Source organism: Streptomyces sp. NPDC104106, assembly GCF_055584345.1.
Map to the genome: position 1 here is coordinate 12,626 of NZ_JBVJMF010000004.1, position 16,354 is coordinate 28,979.

General features: G+C 69.0%; 19 protein-coding genes and 2 pseudogenes. 12 read left to right on the plus strand and 9 right to left on the minus strand.

The features are described from left to right. Positions 1-105 precede the first annotated feature (105 nt). Positions 106-489, plus strand: a pseudogene (locus ACZ60X_RS10725) (ATP-binding protein). Between the two features lie 235 nt (positions 490-724). Here the strand turns inward: ACZ60X_RS10725 and ACZ60X_RS10730 are convergent. After that, the gene (locus ACZ60X_RS10730; RefSeq protein ID WP_469596067.1) at positions 725-895 is read right to left on the minus strand and encodes a hydrophobic protein; all 171 of its coding nucleotides are present in this window, start codon (positions 893-895) and stop codon (positions 725-727) included. 121 nt (positions 896-1,016) lie between these two features. On the opposite strand from ACZ60X_RS10730, the gene ACZ60X_RS10735 reads away from it, so the two are divergent. The 4 genes and pseudogenes from ACZ60X_RS10735 (at position 1,017) to ACZ60X_RS10750 (ending at position 2,633) form a co-directional block, all read left to right on the plus strand. Beyond that, positions 1,017-1,208, plus strand: coding sequence for a CsbD family protein (locus ACZ60X_RS10735; RefSeq protein ID WP_469596069.1), 192 nt, complete (start codon positions 1,017-1,019; stop codon positions 1,206-1,208). Positions 1,209-1,393: 185 nt separating this feature from the next. After that, the gene (locus tag ACZ60X_RS10740; protein WP_469597397.1) at positions 1,394-1,681 is read left to right on the plus strand and encodes an STAS domain-containing protein; all 288 of its coding nucleotides are present in this window, start codon (positions 1,394-1,396) and stop codon (positions 1,679-1,681) included. Positions 1,682-1,700: 19 nt separating this feature from the next. Next, a pseudogene (locus ACZ60X_RS10745) lies at positions 1,701-1,931 on the plus strand (ISAzo13 family transposase); the annotation flags it as partial. A gap of 243 nt (positions 1,932-2,174) precedes the next feature. Continuing rightward, positions 2,175-2,633 carry a SpoIIE family protein phosphatase gene (locus tag ACZ60X_RS10750; protein WP_469596071.1) on the plus strand — a complete coding sequence of 153 codons (459 nt, stop codon included), beginning with the start codon at positions 2,175-2,177 and terminating at the stop codon, positions 2,631-2,633. Between the two features lie 499 nt (positions 2,634-3,132). Here ACZ60X_RS10750 and ACZ60X_RS10755 read toward each other — a convergent pair whose 3' ends face one another. Continuing rightward, positions 3,133-3,591, minus strand: a complete 459-nt coding sequence (locus ACZ60X_RS10755; RefSeq protein ID WP_469596074.1) for an ATP-binding protein — start codon at positions 3,589-3,591, stop codon at positions 3,133-3,135. Positions 3,592-3,768: 177 nt separating this feature from the next. Here ACZ60X_RS10755 and ACZ60X_RS10760 point away from each other — a divergent pair, with 177 nt between their 5' ends. Further along, on the plus strand, positions 3,769-4,161 hold the full coding sequence (locus tag ACZ60X_RS10760) for an STAS domain-containing protein (protein WP_469596076.1): 393 nt from the start codon (positions 3,769-3,771) through the stop codon (positions 4,159-4,161). A 48-nt stretch (positions 4,162-4,209) separates the two neighbouring features. Here the strand turns inward: ACZ60X_RS10760 and ACZ60X_RS10765 are convergent, their stop codons facing one another. Both ACZ60X_RS10765 and ACZ60X_RS10770 read right to left on the minus strand, forming a co-directional pair. After that, positions 4,210-5,052: an RNA polymerase sigma factor SigF gene (locus ACZ60X_RS10765; protein WP_469596078.1), complete on the minus strand. Its 843-nt coding sequence runs from the start codon at positions 5,050-5,052 to the stop codon at positions 4,210-4,212. A 276-nt stretch (positions 5,053-5,328) separates the two neighbouring features. Beyond that, on the minus strand, positions 5,329-5,688 hold the full coding sequence (locus ACZ60X_RS10770) for an STAS domain-containing protein (protein ID WP_469596082.1): 360 nt from the start codon (positions 5,686-5,688) through the stop codon (positions 5,329-5,331). Positions 5,689-6,329: 641 nt separating this feature from the next. Between ACZ60X_RS10770 and ACZ60X_RS10775 the strand changes: the two genes are divergently transcribed. The 3 genes from ACZ60X_RS10775 (at position 6,330) to ACZ60X_RS10785 (ending at position 7,853) form a co-directional block, all read left to right on the plus strand. After that, positions 6,330-6,500 carry a hypothetical protein gene (locus ACZ60X_RS10775; protein WP_469596085.1) on the plus strand — a complete coding sequence of 57 codons (171 nt, stop codon included), beginning with the start codon at positions 6,330-6,332 and terminating at the stop codon, positions 6,498-6,500. A gap of 500 nt (positions 6,501-7,000) precedes the next feature. Continuing rightward, positions 7,001-7,261, plus strand: coding sequence for an SDR family oxidoreductase (locus ACZ60X_RS10780; RefSeq protein ID WP_469596088.1), 261 nt, complete (start codon positions 7,001-7,003; stop codon positions 7,259-7,261). Continuing rightward, positions 7,239-7,853 carry a Rossmann-fold NAD(P)-binding domain-containing protein gene (locus ACZ60X_RS10785; protein WP_469596091.1) on the plus strand — a complete coding sequence of 205 codons (615 nt, stop codon included), beginning with the start codon at positions 7,239-7,241 and terminating at the stop codon, positions 7,851-7,853. The genes ACZ60X_RS10780 and ACZ60X_RS10785 overlap by 23 nt, the downstream gene beginning before the upstream one ends. Positions 7,854-8,400: 547 nt before the next feature. Here ACZ60X_RS10785 and ACZ60X_RS10790 read toward each other — a convergent pair. Beyond that, positions 8,401-8,955: a dihydrofolate reductase family protein gene (locus ACZ60X_RS10790; RefSeq protein WP_469596094.1), complete on the minus strand. Its 555-nt coding sequence runs from the start codon at positions 8,953-8,955 to the stop codon at positions 8,401-8,403. Positions 8,956-9,052: 97 nt separating this feature from the next. Continuing rightward, positions 9,053-9,754, minus strand: coding sequence for a helix-turn-helix domain-containing protein (locus ACZ60X_RS10795; protein ID WP_469596096.1), 702 nt, complete (start codon positions 9,752-9,754; stop codon positions 9,053-9,055). A 273-nt stretch (positions 9,755-10,027) separates the two neighbouring features. On the opposite strand from ACZ60X_RS10795, the gene ACZ60X_RS10800 reads away from it, so the two are divergent. From ACZ60X_RS10800 to ACZ60X_RS10810, 3 genes are all read left to right on the plus strand, one after another. Further along, entirely contained in the window at positions 10,028-12,520 is a 2,493-nt protein-coding gene (locus ACZ60X_RS10800) for a sensor histidine kinase (protein WP_469596098.1), read from the plus strand. Between the two features lie 106 nt (positions 12,521-12,626). After that, complete coding sequence (locus ACZ60X_RS10805; RefSeq protein ID WP_469596101.1) at positions 12,627-13,577, plus strand: histidine kinase; 951 nt, start codon at positions 12,627-12,629, stop codon at positions 13,575-13,577. Beyond that, positions 13,526-14,500 (plus strand): DUF4118 domain-containing protein, encoded by a 975-nt coding sequence (locus ACZ60X_RS10810; protein WP_469596104.1) that lies wholly within the window; start codon positions 13,526-13,528, stop codon positions 14,498-14,500. Before ACZ60X_RS10805 ends, ACZ60X_RS10810 begins: the two co-directional genes overlap by 52 nt. Positions 14,501-14,534: 34 nt before the next feature. On the opposite strand, the gene ACZ60X_RS10815 is transcribed toward ACZ60X_RS10810, so the two are convergent. Genes ACZ60X_RS10815 through kdpC form a run of 3 tightly spaced genes read right to left on the minus strand, consistent with a single transcriptional unit; the run spans position 14,535 to position 16,352 of the window. Then, complete coding sequence (locus ACZ60X_RS10815) at positions 14,535-14,954, minus strand: DUF3592 domain-containing protein (protein WP_469596107.1); 420 nt, start codon at positions 14,952-14,954, stop codon at positions 14,535-14,537. Next, entirely contained in the window at positions 14,951-15,664 is a 714-nt protein-coding gene (locus tag ACZ60X_RS10820; protein WP_469596110.1) for a winged helix-turn-helix domain-containing protein, read from the minus strand. The genes ACZ60X_RS10815 and ACZ60X_RS10820 overlap by 4 nt, the downstream gene beginning before the upstream one ends. A 58-nt stretch (positions 15,665-15,722) precedes the next feature. Then, positions 15,723-16,352, minus strand: a complete 630-nt coding sequence (gene kdpC, locus ACZ60X_RS10825; RefSeq protein ID WP_469596113.1) for a potassium-transporting ATPase subunit KdpC — start codon at positions 16,350-16,352, stop codon at positions 15,723-15,725. Between the last annotated feature and the right edge of the window lie 2 nt (positions 16,353-16,354).

A 16,354-nucleotide genomic window follows, 5' to 3' on the forward strand; every position in this document is an offset into this window, starting at 1 on the left:
ACCGCCGGGAGGGGGACGCTGAACCACAACCCGCGGCTGCGGCGACGCACCGCCTCGTCAACACCGGATTGCAATCCCAGCTGGCGCGTCTGCTCCCTGCGAGCGATCGGATGGACGCGGTCGCTGCCCGTCAGCAGCGGCGTGAAAGCCGCCCGGGCCTGTACCCGGACGCACCTGGCCGCCCTGGGCTGGGAGCGGTCCGCACCGGATTTCGTGGACTCGATGGTGCTCACGGTGTCCGAACAACGCCCATCTCCATGCCCGTAGCACCGCACAGTTCATCCTCACCTGGGACGAGGAATGCCTGCATGTCACCGCGCATGACGCTTCGACCTTCCTGAGGGACGTTAGGCCAGTGACAGTGCCCTCGGCGGGCGGGGGCCATTCCTGGTCGAAGCCCTGTCCGATCGCTGGCAGGCCCGCCGCTGCCCACGCGGCAAAGACGTCACTGCCTGCTTCCGACCACCCATGACCGTCCTGCCGTCATGAGTCGCTGCGCTCTGAGGTCGGGAGCGAGGACGCACTCTGGAGGTCGCGCCGGTTCCCGTCGCGCGTGCCCATCTCGCCCCCGACTGCAACTTTCCTACCCTGTTTACCTTTTGGGACTCCTTTGTCGGGTGCTTCGCAGCGCCTTCACGGGGCGTGCTCCGTACCCGCTCCCCAGGCATGCCGACAGGGCCCGAGCCGAGACGGCCGGGCCCTGCTGGGTGGATGCGCGCTCAGGTCACCATCGATACCAGCGGCCACGGCCACCACCGGCACTGGTGGAGCGCATGACGAAGCCGAGCAGCCATACGACCAGCACGGCGAGGGCCACCCACCAAAGGATCTTGATGGCGAACCCGGCGCCGAAAAGGATGACCGCGAGAAGCAGGACCAGAAGCAGGGGAACCATAGTTATCGACCTCCTGCCAGCCCGCCTTCCCTGCCATTCCCTCAATATTCGGCGTCCTGGTCTTGTTTGTAGAGGCAAAGCAGGGGCACGAGCCGGTTACCGCAGCCGCGGTCCTGAAGCTATGAGGAGGCGTTGTTCTGTGACTGCCAACGAGAAGGCGAAGGCGAAGACCGAGCAGGCCAAGGGCAAGGCCAAGGAGGCCCTGGGAAGCGCCCTGGGCAACGACCGTATGGCCGCCGAAGGCCAGGCGGAGAAGAGCACCGGGGACGTCCGTGAAGCCAAGGAAAAGGCAAAGGACGCCTTCAAGCACTGACTCGCCACCACTCCCGGAAGGGCCCCCTTACCAGGGGGCCCTTCCGGGAGTGGTCGGGGCCGCCGGTTCGTCGCCCGCGCGGGTGACAGCGACTTCCACGGGCGAATCCAGCGGTAGGCGCATGCCCTGCCGGCCAAAGGCTCGGACAGTAATCTCTATCATCGGCACTTGGTAACCGGGCGATGATGCGGAGGCAGTCAAGGGTGCTCTCGGTGGAGGTCAGGCCGACGTCTTGGGCATGTGTGTTCACGCTGCGCGGGGAGATCGACTACGAGAGTGCCGTCCAGCTGCAGGACGCAGCCGATCAGGTCCTCGCTGATGCTCCCCGGGCCGCTCTGGTGGTGGTCGACTGCACCGGGCTCGTGTTCTGCGACTCCTCCGGCATCAGCTGCCTCGTCCGGATGCACCAGGGGCTTTCCGCGCTGGGAGGCGTGCTAAGGGCTCGCAGAGAATCAAGGTGTTGCTTCGCGTGATGCGGCTCGTTGTTGTGATATGAGCGTCTCCGATGAGGTCCGTGGTCAACTCGCCGTGAAGTTCGGGGCGTTGTTCCCACACCTGGACGAGCGGCAGCGGCTGCTGCTGCTGGGGGCCGAGGCCAGGATCCTGGGGCATGGTGGTATCCGGGTGGTCGCACGGGCGGCCCAGGTCAGCGAGACGACGGTCCGCAAGGGCGTGGACGAGCTGGAGGCCGGCGAGGAGCCGACAGTCAGGTTCCGCACCCCCGCTGACGTCACCGCGTTCCTCGCGACCCGCAGCCCCGCGGAGATCAAATCAGCATGTTGATTCTCTGCGAGCCCTAAGACTCGCGGCAGTGCCCGCCTCCGTCGCGTGGGTGTTCGCCCTGACGGGACTGGAGCAAGCCATTGGGGTACACGCCCCCCTGCACCAGGCCATGAGCGCCGGCAGCACGGTTCGAGAGCATGGCAGCGGGGACAGTCCGTCGTTGCGTGCGGCCAGTGGAAGGTAGTGGGCGATGAGCCACGTTTCGGAGCAGCAACCTGCAGGCTTCGACGAGCCAGACACGGGGGATGCCGAACACGATCTACGGGCCTTGTTCGGCCAGTCCAATGCCGTGTTCGCGTCCCTGGCCGGTCCAGCGCACATGGTGGAGGCGGCCAATGCCGCCTGCGAGGGTCCGCTGCTCGGCATCACCCCAAACCCTCACCTGGAGACCCATCGTCTCTCCCTCGACCCGACGAGAGTCTGTTGCTCTACACCGACGGCCTCACCGAGGCCCGCAACCAGCATGGGGAGCAGTTCGGCGAAGACCGCCTCACGCTGGCCACCCTCTCTCGTCCTGACGGCCGCCCCAGCCGCCCAGTAAGCCGCCAAAGGAGTAATAGCGTCACAGCGGGTAGGCGAATACAGGAAAGAGCTACTGCACGTAAACAAAAGCCAAAGGAAACCGCACGGGATTCTCCATGACTACCACGCTCAGTAAACAGACCCTGGAAGAGCAGAGGTCGAGGGTGCCCTGGCGCTACGGCGCTGCTTGGGGCAGCAGGGGTGCGTACATCGCCGACGCCCGCCACGCAGTGCGTCAGCTGCTGGCACGGGCTGGGCATCATCCGCGCGAGCGGCCCAGCCAGAACGCCCAGCTTGTCGTCAGTGAATTGGTCACCAACGCCGTCCGTCACGCACCCGGCCCGAGTGAACTCACGCTCTAAGTCACTCTGGATGCCGCCCAGTTGCGGATCAGCGTCCGTGACAGCTCCCCGCTCCCGCCCCGCCTCCAGGTGCCTGACGCCGGCCGCATCGGCGGACACGGACTGCATCTGGTAACCCGGCTCTGCGAACAGGTGCGCACCATCGCCCTGGACACCGGCAAACGAGCCGTCGCACACCTGCCCTTGCACCAACCTGCCGGCTGACCCTCGCGAGAGTTGCACCGAGAGTGGGCCTGGCACTCCTGCCGGGCAGGGCGTCAGGCCGAAGGGTGGGGGTCAAGGAGAAGGCGGGCGGTCACCCGTTTCCCGGCCCCCTCGGGCAGAACAGTGAGGTCGGCCGCAATGGCCTTCACGATCTCCAGACCGTGCTGGCCCACCCTGTAAGGGTCCGCCTGCCGAGCCGTCGGAATCTCGGGGTGACTGTCCCACACCTCCACCTCCACCGCCTCATCCGCCAGACGCAGCCGCAGCCGGATGGGGCCGGGTGCGTGCTTGCAGGCGTTGGTGACCAGCTCGCTGACCACGAGCTGAGCCAAGCCCACGAGGTGCCCCGTCACCTTCGTTGGACGGTTGGCGGCTGCGTCCCCGGTGAAGAAGGCGCCAGTTCGGTGACGGGCTTCGGCGATGCAGGAGCCGTCTCCCGACAGCGCGATGGTCTCCTCGACCGCCGTGGAGTTCGGTCCGTGGCAACACTCACGTTCCGGGTCCGCGCCCATCAGTCCTGTCACTCCCGCCCCGCTCGCGTACGCCGTTCCTCCCGGGCGGGTACCGCGCACGCGCAACATGTACCTGTGGGTGGCAGGGCCATCCGGGTGCAGTACCAGTACCATGCGCGAGCAGATCCACATCAAGGAAGTGCTGGGTACGGCGGCACCGACACTTGCTGAGGGACTGTGGCGGACAACCGTTCTGCAGGAAATGCGCGTCTGTCGATCAACCTGAGCCATACCAGTGGCGTCCGGGTGGTCACGGCGTGCGGCGAGATCGATCTCGACAGTGCTCCGCAACTGCTGAATGCCCTGACCGCTGATGACGCTGCCGCTCAGGTGACGGTGGTGGATCTCAGCGGCGTCACCTTCATGGACTCCAGCGGCATCAACGCTCTCATCGCCGCGCATCACGCCGCGCAGCGCCACGGCGGTCGGCTGCGACTCGCCGCACCGAGCCGCGCTGTCTCCGAGACCCTCGGGATCGTCGGTATCCCCGAGGTCATCCCCTGCCACCCGACTCTGCGCGACGCACTTGCCGTCTGCCCTCCGCCAGCCGGACGAACTGAGCATGGCTGATGCCCGCCACGGCCATGGCGGGCATCAAGAGGGGTACCGCTAATAGGCTCAGCCGGTCGTGAGCATGCCTTCGCGCAGCCGGGCCAGGCACCGGGAGAGCAGTCGCGAGACGTGCATCTGCGAGACATCCAGGCGTTCGCCGATCTGGGCCTGGGTGAGTTCCTCCACGAACCGCATGTGGATGATCTGCCGGTCTCGCTCGTCGAGCTCGGCGATCATGGGTGCCAGGGCATGGAAGTCCTCCACCAGCTCCAGAGCCGTGTCCTCGGTCCCGATGAAGTCCTGGAGCGCAGCCTCGCCGTCCTCGCTCCCGTTGAGCGTGGCGTCCAGGGAGGCGGAGGTGTAGCCGTTGGAGGCCAAGCGGGCCTCGCGGACCTCTTCCTCGGGCAGGCTCATCAGCTCCGACAGCTCCGTGACCGTCGGGTCACGGTCGAGACGGCTGCGCAGTTCCTCGGTCGCCTTGGCGAGTTGGACGCGGGCCTCCTGCAGCCGGCGCGGCACGTGCACGGCCCAGGTGGTGTCGCGGAAGAAGCGCTTGATCTCGCCGACGATGTAGGGGATGGCGAAGGAGGTGAACTCCACCTCGCGCGACAGCTCGAACCGGTCGATGGCCTTGATCAGGCCGATCATGCCGACCTGGACGATGTCCTCCATCTCCTCCGGCCCCCGGCTGCGGAACCGGCCGGCCGCGTAGCGGACCAGGGACATGTTCATCTCGATCAGCGTGTTACGGGCATAGCTGTACTCGGGTGTGCCCTCTTCCAGCAGCGCCAGCTGCTGGAAGAAGAGCTTGGACAGCTCACGAGCGTCCTTGGGCGCCACCTGGCAAGGATCGGTTACCTCCGGCAACTCGGCCGTCCGGGTGTGCGTTGCCAGCGTGCTGGGCGCCATGCTGAGACCCTCCCACGATTGATCTCGCCGTTGCTGCCTGCCGAAACGGCCGACGACAGCGCGCATACCCCGCGATCCTGCACCCATGCCTGCTCCCTGAGTGAACGGTTGATCGGACTCTGCCAAGGCACCAGGACGCATGGCGGGGCGGTCCCCCTGAGCCGACAGCGGTCGTTGTGCAGACCCTGTCGGCTGCCTGTCCGAACGTCATGGTTGACCTGTTCGCAGTCGCTGGCGCTGCTCGGCGAAGTGGCTTTTGGCGAGCGCTGAGAGGCGTCAGGAGACAGGGCCGGGACTGGCAGCGGGACCGTGCTGTGGGCGCAGTACGAACACGGCGTCGAGGCCCGTGATCGCAAGCACGCGAAGCAGAACCGGCTTGACGCCGGTCAGAGCGAATTCCGTCCCGGCCTGTAAGGCGCCGTCTCTGGCCGCCACCAAGGCCGTGAGGCCGGCTGCGTCGCAGAACGATACTCCGGATAGGTCCAGCAGCAGTCGGACCGGCCGTTGATCTAGACATTCAGCCAGGGCAGGGCACAGTTCCGGACCGGTGAACTGGTCCAGTTCACCGAAGACGCCCACCACCGCCGTGTCGCCGTCGTAGACAACCAGGGTGGTGATGCCTCCCGCGCCGCTCATCCCGCGTCTCCCTCGATCGCTGTGATACAAGCGTGCGGGCACATCAGTCGGGTTCCAAGGACGCACCGGCACAGCGCGCTGACGAGCCTGTGCGTGTCTCTGAACGGTCTGGTGGTGCGCATGGGCCTGTCCATGCGCACCACCTGCCCCGGAACATGAGCCTGCCCTCGGCGCCAACGGTATCGGCGCCCGTGAGAAGTGTCTCTCGAACCAGCTCAGGGAGCCGATACCGACTGACAGCTGCCGACTGCTTACGGACCCGTCGCCGGGAGGAGCATGCACGAGGGCGTCTCGACGACGGCCGAACCCTGGCTCTGCCAAGATTTCCGTGAAACCGATCATGCTCCCGTGCGCCGGTGACACGCCGGCACCGGCGGCGTGACAATGGCCGAGTGTGAGGAGCTGCTGAAGACCGTGTTACCGCATCTGGGCGGGGTGCTGGTGGAGCAAGTTATGTGGTACAGGTCTGAACGGCTGATCCCGCACACCGGCAACGGCCCGACGGTTCCAGGACAACGCCTGCTGAATCGCGTCAGGATGGTGCACAGCAGCCGAGGAGCCGAAGAAGCGCTCGAAAGACGTCACACCGGCAGCAGGCCGGCAAGACCCTGGCGCTGCTGAGCGCCATCAGCCTGGGCTTTGTGGAAGTGCTCGTCCTCCACAGCGCCCCCGCCGCTGAACGATTGGTGATCAGCGGCGTGCTGCTCGCCGCCGCCCTCCTCGCCTTCGCCCTGACAACCATGGTGGTGTACCGGCGAAGGAAGACCGCCAACGCCAGAGCGCGTCAGTCCATACGGGACGCGCTCCACTGATTTGGATCGCTGCAGGAGACCAGGAGGGCTTTCCCATGGAAGCGATCCCCCCGATGCTCCTTGGATCGCACGCACCCAGTCTGGACCGGCTGTACCTCGCCTGGATCTTCGCTAAATTCCTTGACCAGCGCCGGTTTGTGACAGCGAAGGTCGACCGCTGCAGGCCACCGGGCCAAGGCGTAGCCGTGCCCCGTGCCGAACCCCGGCCCGGGCCCGGGCCCGCACAGGACAGATGCTGATCGCTGGGTTGACGTGGAGTCATGCGCGTGGCGCGGACAGTGCTACGGTTCCGGTAGGCGAAGTGCGGCGTCGGAACGCTTCGCCAGTCACTGCGGTGGCCCTGAGGCGCGAGTACCGGAACGCATCCGGTCGAGGTTGAGCGCTCTGTGGCACTGCGTTGCACATCAGCCGGGCTGTAGCCCGCTCCTGGCCGTCTCGCGGGCGGCCGACGTGCCTGTGCTCACCCTCGCCGGTGCTGATCTTGCGAGAGGAAGCACATCATGACCACTCTGGTCCTCGGAGCCCGAGGCGGCGTCGGCCGCCATGTCGTCGACCTGCTCGCTGCCGGCGAACCAGTGCGTGCCTCGGTGCGCGACCCGCGGTCCGGAGCCGACCTGCCCGCCGCGGCCGAAGTAGTCGCCGCCGACCTCACCGAACCCGACACGCTGCGTCCCGCACTCGACGGGGTACGCAGGGTGTTTCTCTACGCCCCGCCGGCCAACCGAAAGCTTTGCCACGGTGGCCGCCGAGGCGGACCTTGAACGCGTCGTGCTGCTCTCCTCCGGCAGTGTTCTGCTGCCGGGCATGGAGCACAACGCGATCGCCCAGGAGCATCGTGCGGTCGAGGCCGCACTGTCGGCCGTCGGCCCGCCCTGGACGCCGGTGCGGCCCCTGGTCCTGGCTAGCAACAGCCTGCGCTGGGCGGAGTCGATCAGGTCGAGCGGCACAGTGCGGCTGGTCCACCCCGACGCCGTCACGGCGCCGGTCCACGAACGCGACGTCGCCGCCGTCGCGGTCACGGCACTGGGTCTCGGTGCCGAGGACGCGGTGGCGACCGATCCATCGACCGCGGCCGTGCTGACAGGACCCGAACTGATCTCGCAGCGCCGCCAGGTGGAACAGATCGGGCAGGCGGTCGGCAGGACGCTGCGTATCGAGGAACTGTCCCCGGACCAGGCCCGCGAGCACTACGGCCGCTTCTCCGACCCGGCCACTGTCGAGGCGATCTTACAGTTCCTTTCCCTGGCCGCGACCGGCGAGTCGCCGTGCACGCCGACCGTGCAGCGTGTGCTGGGCCGACCCGGCCGCAGCTTCGCGCAGTGGGTCCGCGACCACGCAAAGGACTTCGGCTGAGGACCCACGGCCGTTGAATCCCCGGGTTGCTGGGCATACCGCAGCGAAGAACCTTGACCAGTGTCGGCTTGTGACAGCGAAGGTTGACCGTTGCAGGTCACCGGGCCGGGGCGCAGCCGTGTCCGGTCCCGAACCAGCGCGCCTTGGCACCGCACAGGACAGGTGCTGAACCTTGGCTGCACGGACTTCTCGGGGTGCGCCGGGACGCCAAAGACGTCCGCACTGCCTCGGCGTGATCGTCGAGCACGGCAGGTCGGCTTGCGGCACGTGGGAGCCCGCCTGCCGTCGGTTTCCACTGGAGGAGCGCGTCCGCGGGGTGGCCGCCCTCCAAGCCTCTTCAAGCTGTCACCGTCACTGGTGGTGTCACGGAGTGACACCACCAGTGACGGATCAGGGGTCAGAGTCCGGTTGCCGTCCACAGATCGGTGGAGTCGTCCTGCCTGCACCTGTGTCGGGGCGGGCGGAGGATGAGGCGGCGGGGCGCCAGGCGATCCAAAGCGCGGGTATGTTGATGCGCGGACGTTGCTTTGGTCCGGACCGCTTCGGCTCAGTGTGCCGGGCGGTAGGTTGCGATGATCACCCCGCTGCTCGTCGGCTGGGCGCTGACCAGTTCCAGCTTCTTCAGCGGGGCGTGGTCGGTGAAGAGCTTCCTGCGGCCCTCGCCGGCCACCACCGGGTGGATCAGCAGCACCAGTTCGTCCAGCAGATCCTGCTCCAGCAGCGAGCGCACCAGCGTCGGGCTGCCCGCGACGGTGATGTCCTTGCCCTCGCCCGCTTTGAGATCCTTGACCGCGGTCGCAAGGTCGCCGCTGATCAGGGTGCTGTTCGCCCAGTCCTCGACGCTGTCGAGCGTCGAGGAGACGACGTACTTCGGTGACTCGTTGATCCACTTGGCGAAGCCGGCGTCCTCACCGCTGGTCACCGTCGGCCAGTATCCGGCCCATTCGGTGAACGTCACCCGGCCCAGCAGGATCGTGTCGGCGGTCTCCATCGTGCGGGCCAGCGCCGCACCCATCTCCTCGTCGAACGTGAACTGCCACTGGTCCGGCGACTGAGCGACACCGTCGAGCGAGACGAACAGACCCGATACGACCTTACGCATGATTCCTCCCTAAATGATTCCCGGGCTCTTCCGCTCGCCCCGGCCCAGCCAGCCGACCCCGTCGGCTGCGTCACAAACACTAGAAAGGCGCCGCAGGTCAGGTCTTGTACAGAAGCGACAGCGGCTCCGACGCGTCCCGGGCGCTCAGCTGAGTCGCGGTCCGCCCGACATACCGCTTCAAGGACCGGGCCAGGTGCGGCTGGTCGAAGTATCCCAGCCGGTGCACGACCTGCTGGGCCGGCACTCCCTCCTGGAGGAGCACGGCCGCCTGGCGGGCGCGGTGGATCTGCCGGATGGAGCCCTGGGGCAGGCCGGTCGCCGCGACGAAACGCCGTTGGAGGGTGCGGTCGCAGACGTCCGGGCGGCCGCCGTCGAGCACCGCGGGCACGACCGGGTCCACATCCACGATGCCCTCGCGCACCATCCGCAGCACGAACGCCTCTGCGTTGTCGTAGTCGGGAACGTGCCAGGAAGACCCCTTCAGCCACACCGAACGCCGCGTCACGTCGGGGATTGCCGCGCTGCCGCCTACCAGCGTGCTGACCGGGATGTGCGGCATCGACGTACCCAGCGCGAAACTGATCCCGAAGAAGACGGCATCCCCCGGGACCGGCGCCTGGCTCGCCTTCGGCTCGGGACCCAGCACAGCCGCCTGCACCTGGCCGCGGTGCTCCCAGAACACCAGCTCCCAGTGCGACGTCGCGACCGACATCATCCGGCTGACGTCTTCGCTGCGGCTGCGCCACACCCGCTCGATGTACGCCAGCTCCGACGGCCGGCTCTCGATCGACAAACCCAACCCGGTCCCCCCATACAGCCACGTCCCCCCCCACCCTCCCATGGCCGAGGGAGGTACGACTACGGCGCTCCGTTGAACGTGGCGAAGCACCGTCTCTCGCATGGATCCATGTAGCACTTGCGGGGTCTGACCGCGTGATCGCAGACCCTCTGCAGGGGTGCGCAGACCGTCGTGGCGTCCACGCGGTGCGGGCCGCAGTATGGGAAGCGGATCAGCGGCCGGATACGGGCCGGTCCGGGCTCGTGCACGACCGGATCGGGAAGGTGGTCGGCGGTGGCTCGCGGGCGTCTGCGTGTGTATCTGGGGGCTGCCCCGGGTGTGGGGAAGTCCTACGCCATGCTGGCCGAGGGCCAGCGCCGCCGGGGGCGTGGGACCGATGTGGTCATCGGGCTGGTGGAGCCACATGGGCGGCGCCTGACGGCGCAGATGGCGGAGGGTCTGGAACTGGTGCCCCGCCGCACCCTGGTCTACCGGGGGCATGAGTTCACGGAGATGGACCTGGACGCCGTGCTTGCGCGCCGGCCCCAGGTCGCCCTCGTCGACGAACTGGCCCATACGAACGTGCCCGGGTGCCGTAACGAGAAGCGCTGGCAGGACGTCGAGGAGCTGCTGGAGGCGGGGATCGACGTGGTGAGCACGCTGAACATCCAGCACCTGCTGTCGCTGGCGGACGTGGTGGAGGAGATCACCGGGGTCAGGCAGGCGGAGACGATCCCGGACGAGGTGGTGCGGCGCGCCGAGCAGGTGGAGCTGGTCGACATGACCCCCGAGGCGCTCAGGCGCCGTATGGTCCACGGCAATGTCTATCCACCGGATCGTGTCGAGGTGGCCCTCACCCACTACTTCCGGCCCGGCAACCTCACCGCGCTGCGGGAGCTGGCGCTGCTGTGGGTGGCGGACCGGGTCGAGGAGGGATTGCAGCGTTACCGCGCGGAGCACGGCATCATCGCGCCCTGGGAGACGAAGGAGCGGATCGTCGTCGCGCTGTCCGGCAAGCGGGACGAGGAGGCGCTGATCCGACGTGCGGTACGGATCGCGGGCCGGACCCCGGGCAGTGACCTGCTGGCGGTGCACGTGGCGCGCGACGACGGCCGGGTGGGGGCCGATCCGGTGGTGCTGGCCGGGCACCGGGCCTTGGTGGAGTCGCTGGGCGGCAGCTACCACCAAGTGGTGGACGCGGACGTCGCTGAGGCCCTGCTGGAGTTCGCGCGTGCGGAGAACGCCACGCAGATCGTGCTGGGCGGGACCGGCCGTCCGCTGCATGAGCTGCTGGGTGAGCGTGTGGCGGCCCGGGTGACCCGGCGGGCGGGCGGCCTCGACGTGCACGTCCTGACGCACCAGCGCAGCAAGCGCGCCAACGTGCCGGCCCTGCCTCCGCTGACGGGTGGTCTCGGCCGGGGCCGGTTCTGGTGGGGGCTGGTGCTGGGGACGGTACTGCTGCCCGTCCTGACCGTGACACTGACCGCCGTACGGGGGTTCGGGCTGGCCGGTGAGCTGCTGCTGTATCTGATGGCCGTGGTGGGCGTCGCGGTGGTGGGCGGCCTGTATCCGGCGCTGGCCGCCGCACTGGGGGCCGGTGCGCTGGCCGACTACTTCTTCGTCCAGCCGATCCACACGCTCACCGTGGCCCGCGTCGGCGACGCAGCCGTCCTGATGCTGTTCGTCGTCGTTGCCGCCGTGGTCAGTGCGGCCGTCGAACGGTCGGCCCGGCGGGCCCGTCGGCACGCGCGGGCTTCGGCCGAGGCGGGGGCCCTCGCGGATCTAGCGACGTCGGCGCTGCGCGACCGGGACGACCTGCCCGCCCTGCTGGAACGTGTCCGCACGACCTTCGGCCTTGAGGCGCTCAGCCTGCTCCAGCGGGACGGCTCGGCCGATGGACGGTGGTTCGTCACCGCCAGTTCAGGGGCCCGCCCGCCCGAGCGGCCCGAGCAGGCGGACACAGAAGTGTCGGTGACGGACGAGCTGATGCTGGCCGCGCGCGGCGGGCCGCTCGACGCGGACGACCGGCGTGTTCTGCACGGCTGCGCGGCGCAGGTGGCGGCCTCCTGGGAAAGCCGGCGCAACCGTCGCCAGGCCGAGGCCCTGGGCGAGCGTGCCGTCGCCGACCGGCGCCGTGCCGAGGCACTGCAGGCGGCCGCGAGCGACCTGGAGACGGAGGTCGCGGCGGCGTACGGGGCGCTGGAGCGGTTGCGGGAGCGCCGGACGCCCGCGACCGCCGCGCAGTGGGCCGCGCTGTGCGACCGGTCCCAGCAGGCCGTCCGCCGGATCGGGGCGCTCGTCGGCGATGTGCTGGACCTGAGCCGGGTGCACGCCGGAGCCCTGGACGTACATCTGCGGCCGGTGGACATGGACGAGGTCATGGCGGTCGCTCTTGGCGACCTCGGTCCGGGCGGGCACACCCTGACGCTGGAGATGACCGAGGACCTCCCGGACGTGATCGCGGATGCCACCATGCTCACCCGGGTGGTGACCGACCTGGCGGCCCATGCACTACGTCGCAGCCCCGACGGCGCGCCGCCCGCCGTGGCCGTGGGGACGACCGACGGCCGTGTCGAGATCCGGCTGGCCGATCACGGCCCGCTCGACATCGAGGCGAGGGAGGCCGTCGGTGTCCCGGCCCCGGTCACCGGTCTGGTCCCGCGCCTGTGCGCGGACCTCACGCAGCTGATCGGTGGCGACCTGCGGTGGGAAGCCACGGCCGGTGGCGGCCTGACCGCCGTGCTGAGCCTGCCCGCGGCCGCCGAGAGCGGGAACGCGGCGGATTGAGTTCCCGTACGTGGTCTTGACAGCAGCTCATCAGGATCTACGCAGCAGGGCTTGCATATGCTCGAAATGAACGCGTTCGTAGTCAGGCTTCCCGGCGGTGACGGTCATGCGCGGCCGACTGCATCTGTATCTGGGCACTGCCCCGGGGGTCGGCAAGACGTGCGCGTTGCTGGCGGAAGGCCGCCGCCTCACCGCGCTGGGCGACGACGTCGTGGTGGGGCTGGCCGAGACCCATGACCGCCGGGACACCGCGGCCGGTCTGGACGACCTGGAGGTCATGCCACGCAAGCCGGTCGCCCATCGCGGTACCCGGTTCGGTGAAATGGACGTCCAAGCGATTCTCGCGCGTCACCCGCGGACCGTTCTCGTCGACGAACTCGCCCACACCAATGCGCCCGGCAGCCGCCACGACAAGAGGTGGCAGGACGTCGAGGAACTGCTGGACGCGGGGATGGACGTGGTCTCCGCACTGAACGTCCAGCACCTGCAGAGCCTCAGCGACCAGGTGGAGGCGCTCACCGGTGTGCCCGTCCACGAGACGGTTCCCGACGCGGTCGCCGCCGCGGCCGACCGCGTGGATGTCATCGACCTGGACCCTGAGGCCCTGCGCCGCAGGCTGACCCGGATCTACCCGCCCGGCCCGGCCGAGTGGGCACTGGCCGGGTTCTTCCGCCCAGGCAACATCACGGTGCTGCGTGAGCTGGCAGACCAGTGGATCCGCGAACATGCCCACGACCACGCCGGCGGCGGGGGCAGCGCGACCGTCCGACCCGGTTCGCGGATCGTCGCCGCGCTGACCGGCGAGACAGAGGGCGAGCGCGTCCTCCACCGGGCCGCGCAACTGGCCGCCGCAACAGGGGCCGAACTCGTCGGCGTCCACGCCCGCAACCCCAGTGGCCTGACAGAGCCCGACCCGCCCTGGCTGAACGGCCAGCGTCGGCTGCTCGCGGAGCTCGGGGGACGGTCGAGCTCGGGGGACGGTACGCCCAGGTCGCCGGCGAGGACGTGGCCCGTACGGTCCTCGACTTCACACGCGCCGAACACGCGAGCCAGCTAGTCCTGGGCGCCAGCCGCCGCAGCCACGGCTACCAGATGCTGTACGGCTCCGTGATCAACCGCGTCGTCCGGGCGGCCGGACCGGTCGAGGTCCACGTCATCCCGCCACACAGGCCCCCCAAACACCCGCTGACCGCCCGGCTGCCTCGCCTCGCCCGTCCCATGCACAGGGGCCGGGTACCTCTGCCGGTCCGACGCACCGCGATCGGCTGGACCCTGTCGGTGCTCGCTCCTCCGGCGGTGACGGCGCTACTGCTCCCTGCCCGGGGCAGTCTTGGCCTGGCGGGAGCGCTGCTGTGCACGCTCCTCACCGTCGTTCTGGCGGCCGTCGTCGGTGGTCTCGGGCCGGCTGCCCTGGCGACAGTGACAGGCTTTCTGGCCGCCGACTTCCTCTACACCCGCCCCTACTACAGCCTGCGCGTCGATCGGCCGATCGATCTCGTCGGCCTGTTCGTCTTCGCCGTCGTCGGCGTGACCGTAGGCCTCCTCGTCGACAGCCTGGCCAGACGGGCACTCCAGATGACCCGTGCGCAGGCGGAAGCCGAAAGCCTCGCCCGCCTGGTGGCCGACGTGCTCGCGGCCGGGACGATGGCACCCGTAGACCTCGTCGACTCTCTGCGTCGCACCTTCGATCTGGAGGGCGTCGCACTCCTGCGGCAGACGGACGGCGGATGGGAGGCCGAAGCGGGGGCAGGCCCCTCTCCACCGGCCGCCCCCGAAGACGCACCCTTCTCCGTCGCTCTGGCCGGCGGCCGCAACCTGGCGTTGGCAGGCAGCCGTCTCAGCGCCGAGGACGCCCGGCTGCTGCGGGTATTCACCGGCCAGCTCCGCATCGACCAGGAGAGGCGGCAACTGGAGCATATCGGCGGCGACGCTCACGGCGGCCGGCACGAGCACGACCGGGATGATGAAGCTGCTCCGTAAGGGGCGACGCACCCGTACGAGTGATGAGCCAGGATTACGGCGCGGTGAGGCCGACCAGCACCACAGCGAGCAGGAGCACGAGCGTTCCGGCAGCGATGAACCCGTAGTCCAACAGGCGTCGTTCGCGGCTGTGGACGACGATGGTGCCCGGGTCGGCCGGGTCATAGGTGATCAGCAGTGTGTCGCCGTCGTGCAGTGGCCGCCGTCGCGTTGCGGGTACGGGGCTGCCGATCTCCACTACTTGACCGGCCTCCGTGCTGAACTGGAGCAGTGGTCGCGGCGACGACGGATCCCCGCCACGCGCCCCGGGGTTGCGCTTGACCAGTGCCCAGGCCCTGACACCGATCCGCTCGATCCTGCGGGTCTGACGCAGGCCGGAGAGTCCGGCGAGCGCCATCACGCAACCACCGCAGGCGGCGAAGACCGCCATGACGACGGTGTCTCCCACGCTCACCGTGCCGTGCCTCCGCCGGGTTCGAAGCGGTAGCCCATGTGGGGCTCGGTGATCAGGTAACGCGGATGGGCCGGGTCGGGTTCGAGTTTGTGGCGCAGGCCCGAGATATAGATGCGCAGGTAGTTGGAGTGCTCGTCGTGGTCCGGCCCCCAGATGTCGCGCAGCAGTTGGTGGCCCGTGACCAGCCGTCCCGGATTGCGCAGCAGGGGGGTGAGAAGCCGCCATTCCGTGGGTGAGAGGTGGACGGGCTCGCCGCGGCCCGCTTCGCCCACCACGGTGCGGGCGGTCAGGTCCACGGCGTAGTCGCCGACGCTGACCGTCGCCGGTCCGCCACCGCGGTCCGTGCGACGCAGCACGGCACGCAACCGGGCCAGCAGCTCCTCCATGGCGAACGGCTTGGTCACGTAGTCGTCGGCGCCCGCGTCCAGTACCTCGACGACGTCGGCGGGTGCGGCATGCTCCGACAGCGCGATGACCGGCGTGGACGACCAGGACCGCAGGCCGGTGATGAGATCGGTGCCGTCGGCGTCCGACGGGGCGAGATCGTCGAGGTCGACGATGACCGCGTCCGGCGGCTTGCCGGCGGCCAGGCGCAGGGCGCCGGCCACGTCGGGCGCCGTGGCGACGGCGTAGCTCTGCGCAGTGAGACTGACATCCAGGGCACGCAACAGCTGCGGCTCGTGGTCGACGACCAGCACGTGTCGCGTCATCTCTGTCCCTTCTGTCCTTCTCCTTGTGCAGGAAGGTGCCTCGCGCCAGGGTTCATCGTTACTTCAAAGCGGCCAGACCGTGGTTGAGCCGGACGACATTGACACTTTCCTGACCCAGGAAGCCCAGTTGGCGGCCACTGACCTGCGCGGCAACGAGCTTGCGGACCGTGGCCGGGTCCAGCCCCCGGGTCTTCGCCACCCGGTTCACCTGCTCGTAGGCGTACGCGGGCGAGACGTCCGGGTCGAGCCCAGAGCCGGAAGCGGTGACCGCATCGGCAGGAACTCGGCTGGGTGCAACGCCGTCGAACGCCGCCACCGCGGCACGGCGCTCGGCGATCGTCCTGACCAGCGTGGCGTTGTTGGGGCCGAGGTTGGAGGCGCCGGAGCTGGTCGGGTCGTAGCCGGTGCCTCCCGCCGCGGACGGGCGGGGCTGGAACCACTTGGGGTCGGGCGCAGGCGTGGTCTGGCCTGTGCGCGGCGGGAGGTCGAAGTTCTGGCCGATAAGGGCGGAGGCGACCGGATGCCCGGTGTCCTTGATCACGGATCCGTTGGCCTGGTAAGGAAAGAGGCCCTGGGCGATGCCGGTGACGACCAGCGGGTAGACGATGCCGGTGATCACGGTGAACACCAGCAGCATGCGCAGCGCCGCCAGGTGCTGGCGCACCACGTGGGCGAGAGAGCCGGGCATGA